We start from the raw sequence: 18652 nt of genomic DNA on the forward strand, positions 1-18652 counted from the left end.
CGTGTTGATTGGCTTGGCGGTGTTGCTGATCGGAATCGGGCCGGGGAATGGGTGGGTGGCCCCCCAGCATAGCTGGGGGTCGTAAAAACCGAACACAAAGTAGTACTTTGTCAGTGTCGGTAGAGTTGGGCAGTGTGGGTGTTATGTTTCGGGACGGGGAATGGGGAGTGGCCCCCCAGCAAAGCTGGGGGTCGTAAAAACCGAACACAAAGTAGTACTTTGTGGGCGTTCGGTTTTTACTCTTCTAGGTAGGAGTAGCCTGACATGCCGGACTCCAATTCCTCGAGGTACAGAGCTTGTACTTTGGGATCAATGTCGCTGGCCGCGAGTTTTTCTCGGTAGCTGTTGATAATTTGATCCACGTCGAAATCCACGCATGAGAGCATGTCGGCCACGGTATCTCCCATGAGCGGATTGAGAATATCGTAGCTACCATCGGGCTTGAACTCCACGTGCATGGAGTGGGTGTCGCCGAATAAATTGTGAAGGTCGCCTAAGATTTCTTGGTAGGCGCCCACCATAAACATGCCCAAATACAACGGTTTGTCTTCGTCGACTTTTGGCATGGGCAGCGTGGGCTCAATGCCTTCGCCCTCAACGTACTTGTCGAGCTTGCCATCTGAGTCGCAGGTGATGTCCTGCAGGATGCCGCGTCGCTCAGGGCGACGATCCAAGTAGTGCAGTGGCAACACGGGGAAGATTTGGCCGATGGCCCAAGCATCCGGCAGCGACTGAAACAGTGAGAAATTGCAGAATACTTTGTCCGCTAATTTTTCATTCAGTTCATCGAGAATCTCTGCGTGAACGCCGGGATTGTTTTGGAGAATGTCCCGTACTTTTACGCAGCTGGCTGCGTATATCTCGCTGGCTCTCGCCCAGTCCTGCAGGTTGAGCGCACCGTGTACGTACAAGCTGTGGGCTTCGCCAATGGCGTACAGGGCGTCGTGATAGATCTCCAGTGCAGTGCGCCGAGAAATATTTTTAAAGCCATGCCACAGGTCTTGCAAGATAGCGGCTTCGTGATCTTCTACCGGCTGGGGTAACTTATAGCCAACGGTTTCTTCAACGCCGATGACATCGGTGATGAGCACGGCGTGATGCGCGGTCATTGCACGACCGGATTCGGAAATAATGTTGGGGTGCTCGATATCGTGGGCACTGCAAATATCCATAATTGCAGTTACTACCTTGTTGGCGTACTCCTGCATGGAGTAGTTGGTCGAACAGGAAGATTGCGAGCTGGTTGTGCCTTCATAATCCACACCTAAGCCGCCACCCACATCGACCCATTGAATCTGGGCACCCAAGGCGTGCAGCTCCGCAAAATAGCGCGCCGCTTCACGCAGGGCGTGCTGAATGTCGCGAATATTCGCCAGCTGTGAGCCAAGGTGATAGTGCACCAGTTGTAGCGCGTCGAGTTTGTTACGGCTGCGCAGGGTGTCCACCATAGACAGAATCTGAGTGGGCGACAGGCCAAACTTAGACTTTTCGCCACCGCTACTCTGCCACTTACCCTTGCCTTGAGAAGCGAGGCGAACGCGCACGCCCATGCGTGGGTTAACGCCCATTTTTTCGGCTTCTTCGAGCACCAGGTTCATTTCTGACATCTTTTCGACAACGATGTAAACCTGGTGTCCAAGGTGCTCGGCGATCAAGGCGGTACGGATGTATTCGCGATCTTTGTAGCCGTTGCATACGATCACAGAGCCCGGCTTAGCCAGACCGATCACGGCCATCAATTCGGGTTTGGAGCCGGCCTCAAGGCCGAAGCGCTCCTGACCACCGTACAGCAACAGTTGCTCTACAACGTCGTGCTGCTGGTTCACTTTGATGGGATAAACGGCGCGATACTGGCCTTCGTAGCCCAGTCGTGCGCGGGCCTCGGCAAAGGCGCCACACAGGCGATCCACGCGATCGTGCAAAATATCGTTGAAGCGCACCAGTAGTGGCGTGGTCATACCTTTTGCGCGGGCCTCTTCGACCAGTGCCATTAAGCTGACTTTGTGATCCGGTTGATCCGGGTCCGGGCGCGCAATCAGCTCGCCGGCGTCATTGACGTCAAAATAGCCGTCGCTCCAGTGGGTGATGTTGTACAGTTCCCGGGAATCGTCGATAGACCAGTTCATGTCGATGGGGGTGCCCTCGGTTGGCGTAAAATGGCGGATTGTAGGCTAAGCCCACAGCAACTCAAGAATTCTATATCGCTTGCGGCTCAGCAGGGGTGATTGGGCAAGGATTACGCATTTTAGGCGTATTTGAAAGCATGAGTATAACGATTGTATGGAGGTAGCGTAGTGAGTCTTGCGGCAATATTGCATCTGGTGCTGCACATCGTGGTGCCCCTGCTGCTGGCCCTGATGGTTGATCGCAAGCGCTGGTGGCGGCTGTGGTTGGTGATGATGTTGACCATGGCTGTTGACCTAGACCACTTGCTGGCGGTGCCCCTCTACGACCCCGACCGATGCAGCATCGTCGCCCACCCGCTGCACCGTTGGTTTGTGTGGCCGTTGTACGGCTTGTTAGCGCTGTTGCCCCCGACCCGCTGGTGGGGCGTTGGGCTGTTGATTCACATGGCACTGGATGCCAGTGATTGCGTTCGTCAGCAGGGCTATTTGCCTCTCTAGCCCTGTGCTGATAAGGCTATTGGCTTGCCAAGGCAGAGGTCGGTCGCCATACTTGCGCCCTTTTATACTTGTGAGACACCCATGAAAATCACCCAAGACAAAGTCGCCAGTTTTCACTATGTCCTGAAGGACGGGGACACCCAGCTGGAAACTTCACGCGATGACGAGCCCGTGCTGTATTTGCATGGCCATCAAAACGTGTTGCCCGCGATGGAGAAGGGCTTGGAAGGATTGGCCGCGGGCGCCACAGTTTCGCTAACACTGTCGCCAGCAGAGGCCTACGGTGAGCGCCGTGACGGCGCCACTCAACGCATTCCCATCAAGCACCTAGTGGATCACGTCAAGTTAAAAAATAAGCTCCGGCCCGGCATGACGGTAGCAATTAACACCGAGCATGGGCCACAAGATGCCGTGCTGTTAAAGGTGGGTAAATTCAATGTGGATGTGGATGCCAATCATCCCTATGCGGGCAAGACGCTCACCTTCGATTTGGAAGTCATGAGCGTGCGTGACGCCACTGCCGAAGAGTTGTCTCATGGGCACGCCCACGGCGTGGGTGGTCACCACCACGATTGAGCCCGAATGCCGCGCTTCGGCGCGGCCTTTGCGCCGTCAAAAGTGCACTTTGATGAGTAGGCTGGCGGTGTTCTGTTGGCTGTCTAAAAATGCGCTGTCTATGCCGTACTTGTTGTACCAATAATCGTACTCTAGTCCCAAGTACCAACGCAGCGAGGTATTCAAGCTCCGCTGCATATCCCATTTGATCTGCGGGTTGAAATGCAGGTGCGGCTCGGTTTCCTCTGTACTAAAAACCCAATCTATATAGCCATCGATCACCCATTGGCCGTCTGCAAAGGGATAGGCCCAAGACAGGGTAGTTTGCCATCCGTTGCCGCTGTGGTTGGGCGAATCTCGGTAGTAGACATTGGCCTTTGCGAAGATAAAACCGGGCAATTTAAAATCGGTGCCAACGCCGCCTAAGTAGGCCTCGGTGTCGCCTTTTCCGCGCTCCCAAGTGAAGGCTGCATACAGCGGCATTGCGCCGTCCATCAGTTTAAACCGTGGAGCAATTTCGCCGTACCAGCTGTTGTCCGCGGCGCTGTCGGGGAAAGTTTTGTAGTCGATAAAACCAAACAAATCACCCCAATCACCTCGCGCCACCACCTCCATTGTGCCAGTGGCCTGTTGCTCGGGTTCCACCGCGTAGTTATCGCCGTATAGCAAGCTTAAACTCACGTCAGCAGCTGTAGACGTTGAGGCTAGGGTGATCAATAACGTCGCCGCCAATAGATTTGTCACTGACTTAGCTGGTTGACTGTATGGCATTTTTTTCCCTCAAAAGCTTCATAAGTTGAGCGTCGGGCATGGGCTTGGCCAGCAGGAAACCCTGGCCGTAGCGACAGCCACGCTCGCGTAAAAATTCCAATTGTTCCTGTGTTTCAATTCCCTCTGCCACCACATCGATGCCCAGTTTTTCGCCCATACTCAAAATGGTTTCTATGAGGGTTTCCTGTGTTTTGCTGCGGCCAATGGCCATGACAAAGGAGCGATCAATTTTAAGTTTGTTCACATTAAAACGAGATAGATAGCTGAGCGAAGAGTAGCCGGTGCCAAAGTCGTCCAACGAAATAGCTAGCCCCTCCCGTTGCAGTTCCGCCAAGAGTTGTTCGGCGTCCAGTCGGTCGTCCACCAATAGCCGCTCAGTAATTTCTACGGTGACGCGGGTTTTTTGGCTGTGTTCCATGACCATCGCGCGCCAATTGGCAAAGCCCTTTTCCGTTTCATGGAAAAGGCGCGGTGAGATATTGACCGAGACGCCCATGTTTTTGGTTTTGTTGAGAAGGGCCAGACTCTTTCGCAACACCACTAGATCCAATCGGCTAATTAGCCCAGAACTTTCGGCCACTGGAATGAACTCAACGGGCGATATGGTTTGGCCATCTGGTCGATGCCAGCGGGCGAGCGCTTCACAGTCGGCGATGGTTTGATCGGCCAAATTAAAGATGGGCTGGTAGGCAACCGAAAGCTGGTCTTCTTCGATGGCCTGAACCAGTTCGTTGTAAATCCAATGCTGGCGCTCGGAGTGCTCTTGCATCGCCAAGGTGAAGAAGCTGGCGTTATTCTTACCGCTTTGCTTGCTGGCATACATGGCTTGGTCGGCATGACTTAGCAGTGTTTCTGTGGTGGTGGCGTCGTCTGGAAAAATAGAAATGCCGATGCTCACGCTGGAAAATATTTGGTTGCCGAGCAGCATAAATGCCTGATTCATGGAGCGAATGATTTGCTCGGCAACCTTAAAGGCATTTTTATAGTCATCGATATTGGTGAGCAACACCGTGAATTCGTCGCCACCTAAGCGCGCTACGACATCAGACTCGCGAGTGCAGGCCCGCAACCGCGCGGCGATGGCGCGCAGAAAATCATCGCCGGTGGCGTGACCTAGGCTGTCGTTAATGGATTTGAAGTTGTCCACATCGATAAACAACATGGCAACCTTAGTATTTTCACGCTTGGCTTTAGTGAGCTCGATGGCCGTTTGTTCGGTAAAAAACCAGCGATTGGGGAGCTGGGTGATGCGGTCCATTGTGGCTTGTTCGCGAATGGTGTTTTCATTCACTTTTTGGCGAGTGATATCCTGAATGGCTCCAATTAATTCACCGTTGGGCTGTGGGCTAAAAATGACTTTGATCCATTGAATTTGGCCGTCGGGTATTTCAACCTGAATTTCAGTTTGTTGCCGCTCTTTAGAATCTTGGCATTTGCGCATGACGAATAGCAATTTTAAACCCGCTACGCGACTCAAATTGCGTGTCAGGTCATCGGCAGAAAATGGCGTCGGCCGCGGCTCAATGTGCATGATATTAAAGGCTTGGCTACTAATTTCGGTGATTGAATTACCTCCCGCTATGCGCAGTCCAGCCACTTGGGCCATGTCGCCAATTTCTGTCAATAGCCGTTGATTTTGGCGGATGTTTTCTTCGTACTGTTCGCGTTTATCTTCTTGTTTTCGCAGCAGTGAGATAAGCAAGGTGAATATTATAAATACCAACAGCGCTAGCGTGCGTATGGCCAATAGCGAGCTTTGCGCCAGTTCGGTATTTTGCGGCGGCAGGGCGGCGAGTATCCATGAGTCACTGCCAATGTTAATGGGAACCGTCAATGCATTGGGGTGGCTAAAAATGGCTGCATTGCCGTAAAAGACCTCGCCGAGCGTGCCTTTGCCATCCTTGCCGCGAATCGCAATGTTTGACGTTACGGAGGTGGTTTCTGGAGTCAATAAATGATCGGGATTCAGGCCTGCGCGCAGCATTAATCTCGGCGCATCAATGGGGGCGGCAACCAGTCCCCAAAATATCTGTTCATTATTTTCTGTGCTGACAAAAACCGGTGCGCGGGCGATAAAGGCCTTGCCACCTTGAACCAACTCCAGTGGCCCTGCGAGCACCATTTCCCCGCGGTCGCGCACGCGATAGGCCGCCTCGCGCTGCGCGTCATTTTTGCTGTAGTCCAATTCGAGTGCGGCTTCGTTGCCCTCCAGTGGGTAGACGTAGTCCACCTTCAGGTCCGGTGCCAATGCGATGTTGCGTATGCTGGGGTCTCGTCGCATCATGGCAGCGGCAAAACGTTTAAAATCTTCCTGCGTAATGTTGGGTTGTGCGCTGATGTGCGTCGCTAAGCCGTGAATGCCGGTGAGGGTATTATTCAACACGCCTTCAATTTGAGCGCGCATTTGCATGTTGTTTTCAAGCTGATTGATTTTTACCAGCTCGTGCTTTTGGTTGATCAGCCAGCGTTCAACTAGCATAGTGCCCAGAATTACGGTTAACGCTAACACCACCAATAGTGGGCGATGGCGCCCGCGCGTGACAAAGTAAAGAATTAGCGCAATACAGAGGCATAGGGCGGCGATATACGGCAACAGTTGTTTATAGTCTTGCGTATTTTCTTCCGGTTTCCACAATAAATTGTTGACGTTAAGTGGCGTGTGAATAGCGCCGACTTGCAGCAGCGCGTCAACCACCACTTGCCAGCGAACGGGGTCCGAATATCCGACGGGAACAGCGGGATATTGGATGTAGACCCCGAGTGAATTGGCTAAAAACTGATTGTAGGCGGCTAAGTTTGACTGCCGTAAATAAGTGCGCGGATATTTGCGCAGCAGGGTGTTGACCAGTTCGTCGGTATGGTCGAGTGCATAGTGCCAACCGTCTTGCGATGCCGTCATAAAATCGGCGACGTGTTTTGGTTTGCGTTCAGCAAACTCTGCGCTGGTAAACAAAATATCGCCGTAATAGCGGCGATGAAAATTATTCAGCGCCAACTCATTCACCGCAATTTGTCGCGTTTGTGCCTGATATTGAATTTGCGGGCCATAGGCCAAAATCACATCGGCGCGCCCTTCGAGTAAATCATTTAAATCAATATTGCGCTCAGTGAAGACAATGCTATCGGTATCGATACCGAGCTGGCGCAACAGGGACTGCAATTCATAGTATTGGCTGCTGCCGCCAATATAGGCGATGCGTTTACCCGTTAAATCTTGCAGCTTGCTTAGCGGGGTGCCTGCCAAACTGAATAGCGATGTGGCGGTTTGCTGAAATATGGGCGCCAAAATGCGCAGTTTGTCGTTGGCTTGTGGGTGATACAGGAGCTCAATCCCGGCCACGCCAAATTGGGCCTTGCCGTTAAGGACCTGTTCAATGGGATCGATCGGTGTGCCCTGAGGGCCAAAGCCACTCAATATGTTAACGCGCATATCGTGCTTCGCGTACAGCCCCTTATCCTCTGCAGCGTAATACCCGGCAAAGCGAAATTCGTGGTCCCACGGCAGTTGCAAATTGATATCGGTATCTGCCCAGCCCAGTAATGGCCAGCAAAGGATAAGGGCGAGTAGGCGAGGTATAGCTTTGATCAACGCGATGATTCCTGGAGGTTTGGGGCCGCAGTCTTGTTTCCTGCATTGAGCCTAGCACACGGGCTGTATTTCGCGCGCCGGACATACGGCGTCTGTGTTGGTGTCAGCGTCGATGAGCGCCGGTTTTGTGCAGATGCTGTCGGGTCTGTAAAATGGCTATTTTTCTGGTTGCGGTCCCGCTTTGATCCCGTCTCATTTCGAACGTTTAGATGCCCTGCTGGTGCAGCACCGACCATGGTGGCAGTTTCGGCCATTTCATTGCCGCGACTACCCGTGGGCTGTGCCCTCACTCACGGCCTGGTTGGAGCAATTGCAGGATGACGAACTGTGGGCGCTGGATGCCGATCCTGTGGCGCTGGCCGAGGCGCTGTCGCCCTGGGTGGACAGCAGGCGTGTGCAGGACCTAATTGCCCAGTATCGCGGTACCGATTCTGCAGCTGCCTGTCCCGATGAGCGATTGGGGCAGGGCGTGCCGGGACGCAAGTGGTCGCAAATTCACGCCTTTGCCGATTCCATTGGCGGCAACCCCGGTGCGGTGTTGGAGTGGTGTGCGGGCAAAGGCCATTTGGGGCGACTGCTGGCCAGCCGCGGCGCGGTTTCGGTATGCAGCCTCGAGTGGCAGTCTCAGCTGTGCGAGCAAGGGGCTCGCTCGGCGCAGGCGGCCGGTGTGGCGCAGCACTTTCGGCGGGCCGATGTGATGCGTCTGACCCCGGAGGTTTTTGCCGGTGCTGATACCGCCGTGGCCCTGCACGCCTGCGGCGATTTGCACCGACAGCTGTTGACGCTCTGGGCGCAGCGGCCCACGCCGTCCTTGGCATTGGCACCCTGTTGCTATCACTTGCAAGCCGACGATCGATATACCCCGCTGAGTCAGCGCGGGCGCAGCAGCGCGCTGGTGTTGCAAAGAGGTGATTTAAGTCAGGCGCTGCAGGAGACGGTAACCACGGGCGCGCGCGGCGTGCGCCTGCGCAATCGCGAGCTGCATTGGCGCATGGCCTTTGACGAAGTGCAGCGCTCGCTCCGCCAGTGTGACGAGTACTTGCCCCTGCCCACTATTCCCAAGCTGCTGTTGAGCGGCAGCTTTGTGGATTTTGTGCAATGGGCGCTGGCACGCAAACAGTTGGCGTTTTCCTGCGCGCTAGATCTACCGGCATTTGATGCGCAGGGGGCCGAGCGCGCAAGGCGTGTGCGGCGCATGGAATTGGTGGCGAAATTGTTTCGGCGCCCACTGGAGTTGTGGTTGGTCTTAGATCGGGCCTGCTATTTACTGGAAGCCGGGGCGCAGGTGTCAGTGACGGCGTTTTGCCACTACGGTCTCACGCCTCGCAATTTATTGATCCAAGCGCAGACCCAAAGGAGCGAGTTAACGGTGAACGGTGATGTCTAGCCCCGCGCTAGGAGGGCAGGCGCCAGCGCTTTGCGTAAGTATTGCCAATTGCCCACCGCAGACGCGCTATCGCGCCCTCCGTGAGCGGGCGCCCCTTGCGCCAGGAGAGCTGGCAGACATCGTCGCCAACAGCAGTAACCATTGGCGCAAAGTGTTTAACGTCTACGCAAAGTTAGTCTACGGGCTCGAATGCCGGCAGCCCGGCTGGGTAGTGGGTGACTACGGACGCTGGCAGGCGTTTCGCGATGGCGAGTTGCTGCAAGCGCATTCGCGTCAGGCGCTACTGCTTGGGGGGGCACCCGTCGCGCTTCAGACGCCCACTGTCATCGCCGGCAAGACTTGGGCACAGCAATTGGGCATGGCTGGCGATTTACAGTGGATCGATGCGCACTTTGCCGTTTATCCGGGTCGGCCGTGGGTGGTGTGTCCGTACTTTGATTACCGGCAGCTCACCAATGCGCGCATTGAGCAGCTCATCGACATCATTGCGCAATGGCAATTAACGCCAACGCTGATGACTGGCGCCGAGGCGGGCGCGTGAGTCAGGGTTATGCGCTGCCGGCCGCGGCCGAGCAAGTTGAGTATGTGGTGAAAAAAAGCCGATTCATTGCCCGTGTGGGGCCCGCCAATGATCGCGCAGCCGCCATGGCCATGTTGGCCCAAGCGCGCGCTGATTTTCCCGATGCGCGCCATCACTGTTGGGCCTATGTTATTGGGGACCCCTACTCACCAACACTTGCGGCTTGCGCTGACGATGGTGAACCCTGTGGTACTGCTGGCAAGCCCATGCTGAATGTGCTGCAGTACAAGCAAGTTGGCGATGTCATGTTGATTGTAATTCGCTATTTTGGCGGCATTAAGTTGGGCGCCGGTGGCCTTGTGCGGGCCTATAGTCAGGCGGCCCAAATGGCCATGGAGCGGCTTGCGCTGGTGCAGCAAATCCCAAAAAGTTGCCGCCAAGTGATTGGACCCTATGGCCTAGAGCAGCCATTGCGACACTTCCTCGGACAGTGTGGCGGTGACCTACTGTCAGTGGACTACGGCTCTCAGTGCATCTTTTCCGTTCAGTTGCCGATAGTGCAACTCGCTGATTTTGACGCATTCATTGGCGCGCAAGGTGCCGAGCAACTGCCAGTGGATGAGGCCGCCCACTGCCCTCACCGATAGCCTTCGTTGATTGGCCGATTAACTCAGGCCGTCGTGGCAGCTAAGTGGCACAATCGCCTAATAATGTGTTGGCCACGCCGTGGCTGATTCTCGCAAAGGGAGCTATCCGTGATTACTTACACCTATTGGTTTTTATTTATCACCGCAGCCTGTGGTTCGCTGTATTTTTTGGGGAAGCGAGGGGCTTGGAAAGCGGCCTTCATCACCGGCGGCAGTATTATGTTGGTGGGCTGGGGCGCCTATTACTTCCATTTCGAACAGGTGTTTGTCAAACGCTTTGGCGGCGTTATGACGATCTCCATACCCAGTGGCCAACGCCACATTGCCACGACGTGGAAGGATGACAACCTGTGGGTGGAAAATTACGACCCTGCTACTAACACCTGTTACTTCTATGAGTATTCCAAGGGCAATTTGTTAGAAGGCAAAGTGGTTATTAAAAACTGCAACCCGCTGATGCCCAACCGGCAGCATTGAGCGGGGCGCTTACCGGTTCAGAATGAGGCGTTCCGCTGCTAATAGCGTTTCTACATGTAACCACACAGCGTCACAGATCCTTTTTTAATAACCGCTGTCAGGCCGAGGCGGGGCACTTGCTTAATTCGTGTGTGTTAACTAGATATAAGGTATCTAAACGTTAGTTTAGGTAGCCGTCAGTTAATTAGCCTAAGAGTCGTGCGCCTATGATAGTCGCAACCAGCCGCTTTGTAGTGGCCAATGATAAAGACGCCGAAGTCGCAGAGGCATTCGTCGCAAGGCCGCACAAAGTCGACGCCGTTGAGGGTTTCCTGAAAATGGAGGTCCTGCGCAATATCACCAATCCCAAAGAGTTTATGCTGCTCACCTACTGGAATAGTGAATCCTGCTACAAGGCTTGGCATAAAAGCCACATGTACGGCGAGGCGCACGCGGGGATACCCAAGGGGTTAAAGCTAGAAAAGCGCGAAACGATTGTCACCCAGTGGTCTCACTTAACGGATTGACACTATGCATAACGCCCACGAACTCGTAGTGCTAGAAGCCCACAGTGACGCAATTAAACGATTTGTGTTTGATGAATACTTCACCCTTCACCCCGATAAAATAGCGTGGCGAAACGATCCAAAAATTAAGGCGATTTGCCAAGATGACATCGCTAAACATTTGAGCTTTCTAGTATCCGCCCTAGAGCGAGATAGCGAAATACAGTTTATTAATTATTGTTTATGGCTGCGTGGTGTCTTTCAGTCGCGCGATATACCGTTGGCCCATTTCACCGATGGACTGGTATTGTTGCGCCGCTTTTGTGCCGAAAGTGGGCAGGGCTTGTCAAAGAGCCTGTTTTATTTGGATCAGGCTTTAGCTGCGCTTGCCGATGATTCACGTAGTCTCACCATTGTAGATACTTGTACACAACCCGATATTCCGCGCACGGAAAGCTATCTCTCCGCAGTGCTGCGAGGGCAGTCTCGCGACGCTTGGGAGGGCTTGCAGCAGGCCATTAATAGTGATCTAAGTTACAGCGCAATTGGTACGCGCATTATTCAGCCCGCGATGTACCAAGTGGGCAGTTTATGGGAGACCAATAAGATCACTGTGGCGCAGGAGCATCTCGCTTCTTCAATCACGCAAAATACGTTGGCAAAGACATTGGCGTTTGTTGAATATGAGACGCCGAACGATCGGATGGCGCTGTTTAGTTGTGTAGAGGGAAATCATCACGTTATTGGATTGCGTATTGTGGCAGATAGTTTTGAAATCGCCGGGTGGGATACCACGTTTTTAGGCGCCAATACACCGTCGGGTGATATCATTGCCATGGTGCGTGAAATAAAGCCCGAGTTGCTTGGTTTGTCAGTCGCGCTAACGCAGCAGTTGCCCACGTTAAAAGCGCTCACCGATGATATTCACCGAGAGTTTGGTGCGGATCGCCCCTTTATTCTCGTGGGCGGGCTGGCCACGAATCAACTCGGTGGAATGCTCGATAACATACAGGTAGATCAATGGATTCCACACGCTCAGGCGGTTTCGACGGATCTGAAAATTTAATTAAAGCCGCCGCAGACTACGCCAATATCCCAGAGTTCCTAGCGGAATCAACGTGCCTCGTATTGGCCACAATCGGTCTGGATGGCAAACTATTAAAAGCAAATGTAGGCGCGGATTACGTATTCTTTGCCGATTTTTCTGACGATACTTGTGTGTCGAATGCGTTTGTAAATCCTACTTTCGCTGAATTAACGAGACTAGCCGAACTTCCGGCCATGGAAAGTGATGGTGCTGTTGTCTTTGAAGGTTTGATTAATGTGGGCAATCCCGCGTTAATGGTGCATTCATTGAATGGCCGCATACTTCGCCTGCAAAATTCGCTGCTTGTAATTGCCGAGCACGATGTTCATCAGTTGATAAACCTCAATCAAAAAGTCGTAGATCTCAATAACGAATTGGCCAACGCCCATCGAAAAATGGCCAAATTGAATAGAGAAATAACGGCTGAAAAAAAGCGCACGGAACAATTGTTGATTACCGATCAACTTACTCAGGCGCCAAATCGTTTTGCGTTGAATCGTAGGATGGACGAAGAAATCTCCAATTTTGAACGACATCGAAAGCCGATGGCATTTGCACTATTGGATATTGACAAGTTTAAATCGGTGAACGATGAGTTTGGCCATGATGTGGGCGATGAGGCCTTAGTTTATTTGGCCGATTGGCTCAAAGGCCGACTGCGGGAAACGGATTTCTTTGCTCGGTGGGGCGGTGAAGAGTTTGTAATTGTGTTTGCCAATACGTCGGTGGATGAAGCTCAATTGGTTTTGGATAGAATCCGTGAGGCGTTGGCAAGTGAGATCTTCGAGCCCATTGGTCGACCGCTGACTTTTAGCGCGGGTATTTTAGAATTTGAGTACGACATGACCTTGGATGAAGTATTCAAACAGGCCGATAAAGCGCTCTATTCGAGTAAAGAGCATGGGCGCAACCGCATTACTCGGGTAGCTAAAAGTAAATAGTACATGCGTGCGTCTAATGTTTCTTGCCAACGCCTAATAATGGTGTTGAATGTCACAGTTAGTCTTACTAAAACTCAGTTTTTCAGACCGTTTTTAGGTCGGTGTTATAGATTTTAATTTTCACGCAAATCAAATGCTTAGCGGTTTTATGCACTTGATTCTTGCCGCCTGCTTAACAATGAATACGTATGCAGAACTATTGCTCGCGATGAAGACTTCTCCTTTACTCAGGCGCAGGTAAACAATACCTCGCAGAAAGGAGAATAATAATGAATGGCAATGAAATGTCTCAATGTGTCCGACGTCTAGTCACCCAGAGTGCTCTGGTACTGATGTGTTCAGTATCGAGTATTGCGGGAGCAGATGTCATTTTGCATGCGTTCAATTGGTCTTATACCGACGTCAAAAACAAAGCCACTGAAATCGCTAACATCGGCTACAAGGCGGTGTTGGTGGCGCCGCCGTTGAAGTCCTCAGGTTGTGAGTGGTATCAGCGCTACCAGCCCCAAGACTGGCGTGTCATCGATCATTGCTTGGGCAACAAACAATCGTTTAAGGCCATGATTGATGCGCTTAACGCGAAGGGTGTGGTGGTCTACGCCGATATCGTGTTAAACCACATGGCCAATGAGCGCAATGGCGCAACCGATTTCCCTGGCAATGCCGCCCTGACCGATTACGCCAGCCGTCGCAGCTATTGGAATAACCAAAAACTGTTTGGCAATCTCGACAATGGTTTGGTGAGCCCATGGGATTTTCACGAGGCGAAATGCATTAGCGACTACAACAATGTGTGGCAGGTGCAAAATTGGCGATTGTGCGGGCCGTCGCCCGACCGCGGACTGCCGGATTTAGATCCGAATAACTATGTCCTCGAACAGCAGCGAAGCTACTTGCAAGCGCTAAAGAATTTGGGCGTGAAGGGTTTCCGCGTCGATGCGGCCAAGCACATGACCAATTGGCACATCAACCAAATTTTCACCAGTACTATTAAAAGCGGCATGCACGTATTTGGTGAAGTGATCACCGGTGGCGGCACGAGCTCCAGCGATTACCAGAATTTCTTGGGTCCCTATTTAAGCGCCACTGACCATGACGCCTATGATTTTCCACTGCTCAATGCGATGCGCAATGCCTTGATGCCCAGTGGTTGGATGTCGTCGCTGGAAAATCCACAGGCTAGCGGCAACGCGTTACCGGGTCACCGCGCAGTCACTATGCCCATTACCCACGATATTCCCACTAACAGCGGTTTTCGCTACTTGATTATGAACCCTACCGATGAACATTTGGCCTATGCCTATGTGTTGGGTCGCAGTGATGGTGCGCCCATGGTGTTCTCTGACAAAACCGGCACCGACAGTGGCCGTTGGGTTGATGACTATAAGCAAAGCGATATTAAATCCATGGTGTTTTTCCACAACCGCGTGCAGGGTCAAGGGCAAGAAGGTGTTTGGGCCGATCAATGTGTATTGACCTTCCAGCGTGGCAAAGAAGGCGTGGTGGGCATCAACAAATGCGGCGAAGAGCGTTGGGTCAAATTGAATACCAGTGGCAAGTTTTACTGGTATCGCACCTACCGCGATGCCCTGAGTGGCGAAACATTTTCTATTAGCAGCTCAACAAAATGGATTCGCATTCCCGCCCGCGCCGCGCGCATGTGGTATGCCGATTAATGATTTAACACACCCGCAAGACTATTGGGGGCGCTTTGGCGCCCCTTTTTTATTCCGGTACACTGACGGCCCGTTGAGCCAGTCCGTTAGCCATGTCTGATTTACCCATATTTGATGTATTGCCCGACGTAAAGGCCGCCTTGCACGCACGCGATGAGTGTGTGCTTGAAGCGCCGCCCGGCGCCGGTAAAACCACGGGTGTGCCCTTGGCACTGCTCGATGAGGCCTGGTTGGGCGACCAAAAAATTATCGTGCTTGAACCGAGGCGTATCGCCGCCCGAGCGGCCGCGGCGCGCATGGCGGACATCATAGGGGAGCCACTGGGGGAGCGAGTGGGCTATCGCGTGAGGCTCGAGTCTAAAGTGAGCGCGCACACGCGCATCGAAGTGGTCACCGAGGGCATCTTTACGCGCATGCTGCAGGATGACCCTTCGCTGCCCGGCATTGGCTTGGTGATATTTGACGAGTTCCACGAGCGCAGCCTAGACGCCGATTTGGGCCTTGCCTTGACGCTGCAGGCGCGCGAAGTGTACGGCGACTTGCGGGCACTACCATTAAAACTGCTCGTGATGTCGGCCACATTGGACGGCGAAGCCGTGGCAGCGCTGCTGCACCAAGCGCCGCGTATTCGCAGCGACGGGCGCAGTTATCCCGTGACTATTCGGTACGGTGAGGCCTGGCGCCACGATCAGGATTTAATTGCCCGGCTGGCCGGCGTGGTCCAGCTGGCGCTGGCCGAACAGACAGGCAGCTTACTGGTATTTTTACCCGGCACCGGCGAAATACGGCGCTTAGCAGAGCGACTGGAACACGATTTGCCTGCGCACACCTTATTGGCGCCCCTGTACGGCGATTTGAGTTTGGCAGAACAGCGGCGCGCCATAGCGCCGGCGCCCGCGGGGCAGCGCAAAGTGGTATTGGCCACAAATATCGCAGAGACCAGCCTCACCATTGATGGCATTGGCGCTGTGGTGGATTCGGGGTTGTGTCGCACGCCGCGCTTTGATCCGAACACGGGCATGACGCGCCTCCACACCCAACGCATAGCACGTGCCGCTAGCGTGCAGCGCGCTGGGCGGGCCGGACGCCTGGGCCCCGGAATTTGCTATCGGCTGTGGAGCGAGTCACAGCAGCAGGAATTGGCACCCCACCGTGGGGCTGAAATAGAGCAGGCGGATTTGGCGCCATTGGCATTACAGCTGTTCCAGTGGGGCGTGGGCGAGCCCCGTGAATTGGCGTGGTTGACACCGCCGCCGGTGGGCGCCTGGTCGCAGGCTGTGGATTTATTGGCGCTTTTGGGCGCAGTCGCCCATCACAACGGCCAATGGCGTCTGACCGACCATGGCCAAGCCATGGCGCAATTGCCCATGCACCCGCGTATTGCGCACATGTTGGTGTGCGCCTGTGACCTTGGTGCGGTGACCTTAGGGGCGCAATTGGCGGCTGTGCTCAGTGAGCGAGATCCCTTGTTCAACAGTGCCTCGGCCGACATTCAATTGCGCGTGCAGCAGTGCGATCGGCAGCCTCGCCTGCGGCAATTGGTGCAGCAATTTAGCCGGGCCGCAACATCCTTGGGGCGAGCGGGCGGTGTCATCGACTGCGCGCCAACAGACCAAATTGGGCTGCTTTTGGCGCTGGCCTACCCCGATCGCATTGCTCGGCAGCGCAGCGCCCAGGGTTTGCACTACCGGTTAGCCAATGGTCGCGCGGCTCAGTTGCGCGACACCGACCGCTTGCGCGGGCAGGCTTGGCTAGCCGTGGCGGCCGTGGGCGGCTTGCAGCATCGCCAACAAGATTCGGTTTTTCTGGCCGCGCCCTTAAATCCCGCGCTCTTTGAGGGCTCCTTGGCGTCGCAGGTGCGTGCGGAGATAGTCATGGGTTGGGATGATGCGCGCAACCGCTTTGTGGCGGAGCGCCATCGCAAAGTGGGTGCCGTGGTTGTGTCCACCGAGCGACTTCAGGAGCCCGAGGGCGAGGTCAAAATTACGGCGTTGTTGGCGCTTGTGCGCGAGCGCGGATTATCGCTGTTGGATTGGGCCGCCGCTGCCAACTTGCGTCAGCGCATGCAGCTCATCGCGGCGCAAGAACCGGGTTGGCCGGATGTGAGTGATGCGGGTCTTCTCGCCCGTCTGGAGCACTGGCTGGCCCCCTATCTGTCTGACATCCGCAGTTTGGCGGACTTTAAAAAGCTCGATACTCACAGTCTTCTGCTCAATAAGCTGGACTGGCCCCAACAACAGCGATTGGCGTTGCTTGCGCCCACCCATGTAACGGTGCCCTCGGGCCAATCTATCGCGTTGGACTACACGGCTTCACCACCGGTGCTGGCGGTCAAGCTGCAGGCCATGTTTGGTTGCACCGAGACGCCTCGAATCCTAGATGGGCGCTTGGCGGTCATGGTACATCTGCTGTCGCCGGCGGGCCGGCCCTTACAAATTACCCAAGATTTGGCGGGCTTTTGGGCCGGCAGTTATGCCGACGTTAAAAAAGAAATGAAGGGCCGCTACCCCAAGCACCCCTGGCCGGATAATCCGCTGCTCGCGCCGGCGACCCACAAAACCAAGCGCCATTTGTCGTAGGCAAGGTGGCGCTTGCTGGCAGGTCGCCAGTGGCGAAGGTCAAAGGTAGTACCTTTGAAGTGGATGGCAGGAAAACAAAAATAATCTCTTGAAAAGGAATGCCCATGAATAAGCCTAAGTTAGGCCCAGGATTGCTAGTCGCTGCCGCATTTATCGGCCCGGGTACCATGGCTACCGCCAGTCAGGCTGGCGCCAGTTTTGGTTTTGCGCTGCTTTGGGCGCTGCTGTTTTCGGTGCTGGCGACGTGGATATTGCAAGAGATGGCGGCCCGGTTGGGCTTGGTGACGCGCGCGGGTTTAGCCGAAGCATTGCGCCTGCACCTGCGCCCCAAATGGTTGGTGTGGCCGGCGTTGGTGTTAGTGTTGGGCGCCATTGGCGTGGGCAATGCAGCGTATGAAGCTGGCAATATTATGGGCGCCGCCCTGGGGCTGTCAGCGGTACTCGGGGGAGCGCAAGTGACTTGGTCTCTTTTGATAGGCCTGCTCGCGGCCACGCTCTTGTGGATCAACCGCTACCGGTGGCTAGAGCGGCTGCTGATTGCCTTGGTACTGCTGATGAGTGTCGTGTTTGTGGCTACCCTGTGGATGGTGCAGCCAGATTGGTCAAGCATGGCGCGCGGCCTGTGGTCGCCCAGCATGCCCGACGGCAGTTTACTCCTTGTCATCGCGCTCATTGGCACCACGGTGGTGCCCTATAACTTGTTTTTACATGCGTCGGGTGTGGCGGAAAAATGGCCGGCGTCGACGCCATTGCCCGAGGCCCTGTCACAGGCGCGCTGGGACACGGGTTTATCTATTTCGCTGGGCGGTTTAATTACCTTGGCCATTCTCGGCACCGCTGCCACTGCATTTTTTCAAACGGGCAGTGCTTTCGCGCCGGCCACCATGGCACAACAATTGGAACCCCTGCTTGGGGCCAGTGCACGCTGGTGCTATGGCATTGGTCTCTTTGCGGCAGGCCTAACCAGCGCCATCGCCGCACCCATGGCGGCGGGATTTGCCGTCAGTGGCGCGCTGTCGCTCGCGCCCGCACAGCGGGCCGCGTGTCGACGCTGGGTGAGTTTGGCGGTGGTGGGGGTGGGTACGCTCTTTGCCTGTCTGGGCGTGAAACCGCTGGCGGCGATAATCTTCGCGCAGGCCTTTAATGGGTTTTTGTTGCCCATTGTTGCCATATTCCTGCTGTATGTGATGAACCAGCGCGCATTGCTGGGCGAGCACGTCAATGGGGCTATCGCCAATGTGCTGGCGACAGCTGTTGTGGTCATGGTTACCGCCTTGAGTGCTTGGAAATTAGTCACACTCGTGCTCTAAGCGC

Annotated in this window: 15 protein-coding genes; 12 read left to right on the plus strand and 3 right to left on the minus strand. The window is 54.5% G+C overall.

Annotated features, from left to right (window positions below; all coding sequences use genetic code 11):
- Positions 1-236 precede the first annotated feature (236 nt).
- A complete protein-coding gene (gene speA, locus FHS30_RS03875; RefSeq protein ID WP_183908484.1) occupies positions 237-2126 on the minus strand; it encodes a biosynthetic arginine decarboxylase in 1890 nt (629 codons plus the stop codon).
- A gap of 168 nt (positions 2127-2294) precedes the next feature.
- Between speA and FHS30_RS03880 the strand changes: the two genes are divergently transcribed.
- Together FHS30_RS03880 and FHS30_RS03885 are read left to right on the plus strand one after the other, a co-directional pair.
- Positions 2295-2624 (plus strand): DUF6122 family protein, encoded by a 330-nt coding sequence (locus FHS30_RS03880; protein ID WP_183908486.1) that lies wholly within the window; start codon positions 2295-2297, stop codon positions 2622-2624.
- 81 nt (positions 2625-2705) lie between these two features.
- Positions 2706-3200, plus strand: a complete 495-nt coding sequence (locus FHS30_RS03885; protein ID WP_183908488.1) for an FKBP-type peptidyl-prolyl cis-trans isomerase — start codon at positions 2706-2708, stop codon at positions 3198-3200.
- A gap of 36 nt (positions 3201-3236) precedes the next feature.
- Here FHS30_RS03885 and FHS30_RS03890 read toward each other — a convergent pair whose 3' ends face one another.
- Together FHS30_RS03890 and FHS30_RS03895 are read right to left on the minus strand one after the other, a co-directional pair.
- The gene (locus tag FHS30_RS03890) at positions 3237-3950 is read right to left on the minus strand and encodes a DUF5020 family protein (RefSeq protein ID WP_183908490.1); all 714 of its coding nucleotides are present in this window, start codon (positions 3948-3950) and stop codon (positions 3237-3239) included.
- Positions 3928-7539, minus strand: coding sequence for an EAL domain-containing protein (locus tag FHS30_RS03895; protein ID WP_183908492.1), 3612 nt, complete (start codon positions 7537-7539; stop codon positions 3928-3930). Before FHS30_RS03895 ends, FHS30_RS03890 begins: the two co-directional genes overlap by 23 nt.
- Positions 7540-7720: 181 nt before the next feature.
- Between FHS30_RS03895 and FHS30_RS03900 the strand changes: the two genes are divergently transcribed.
- The 10 genes from FHS30_RS03900 to FHS30_RS03945 all read left to right on the plus strand — a co-directional run bounded on the left by FHS30_RS03900 (position 7721) and on the right by FHS30_RS03945 (position 18648).
- Positions 7721-8926, plus strand: coding sequence for a methyltransferase (locus tag FHS30_RS03900; RefSeq protein WP_183908494.1), 1206 nt, complete (start codon positions 7721-7723; stop codon positions 8924-8926).
- A complete protein-coding gene (locus FHS30_RS03905) occupies positions 8919-9467 on the plus strand; it encodes a DUF6942 family protein (RefSeq protein ID WP_183908497.1) in 549 nt (182 codons plus the stop codon). The genes FHS30_RS03900 and FHS30_RS03905 overlap by 8 nt, the downstream gene beginning before the upstream one ends.
- Entirely contained in the window at positions 9464-10093 is a 630-nt protein-coding gene (locus FHS30_RS03910) for an IMPACT family protein (protein WP_343048910.1), read from the plus strand. Before FHS30_RS03905 ends, FHS30_RS03910 begins: the two co-directional genes overlap by 4 nt.
- Positions 10094-10201: 108 nt before the next feature.
- Positions 10202-10570, plus strand: a complete 369-nt coding sequence (locus tag FHS30_RS03915; RefSeq protein WP_183908501.1) for a hypothetical protein — start codon at positions 10202-10204, stop codon at positions 10568-10570.
- A gap of 206 nt (positions 10571-10776) precedes the next feature.
- Positions 10777-11076, plus strand: a complete 300-nt coding sequence (locus tag FHS30_RS03920; RefSeq protein ID WP_183908503.1) for an antibiotic biosynthesis monooxygenase family protein — start codon at positions 10777-10779, stop codon at positions 11074-11076.
- Between the two features lie 4 nt (positions 11077-11080).
- Positions 11081-12121, plus strand: coding sequence for a cobalamin B12-binding domain-containing protein (locus FHS30_RS03925; RefSeq protein ID WP_183908505.1), 1041 nt, complete (start codon positions 11081-11083; stop codon positions 12119-12121).
- The gene (locus tag FHS30_RS03930) at positions 12076-13083 is read left to right on the plus strand and encodes a GGDEF domain-containing protein (protein ID WP_183908507.1); all 1008 of its coding nucleotides are present in this window, start codon (positions 12076-12078) and stop codon (positions 13081-13083) included. Before FHS30_RS03925 ends, FHS30_RS03930 begins: the two co-directional genes overlap by 46 nt.
- A 269-nt stretch (positions 13084-13352) precedes the next feature.
- Positions 13353-14759, plus strand: coding sequence for an alpha-amylase family protein (locus FHS30_RS03935; RefSeq protein ID WP_221197129.1), 1407 nt, complete (start codon positions 13353-13355; stop codon positions 14757-14759).
- Between the two features lie 92 nt (positions 14760-14851).
- On the plus strand, positions 14852-17338 hold the full coding sequence (gene hrpB / locus FHS30_RS03940; RefSeq protein ID WP_183908509.1) for an ATP-dependent helicase HrpB: 2487 nt from the start codon (positions 14852-14854) through the stop codon (positions 17336-17338).
- Between the two features lie 104 nt (positions 17339-17442).
- Positions 17443-18648 (plus strand): Nramp family divalent metal transporter, encoded by a 1206-nt coding sequence (locus FHS30_RS03945; protein ID WP_183908511.1) that lies wholly within the window; start codon positions 17443-17445, stop codon positions 18646-18648.
- Positions 18649-18652: the final 4 nt, after the last annotated feature.

Source organism: Simiduia aestuariiviva (genome assembly GCF_014192475.1).
Classification (GTDB): domain Bacteria; phylum Pseudomonadota; class Gammaproteobacteria; order Pseudomonadales; family Cellvibrionaceae; genus Simiduia; species Simiduia aestuariiviva.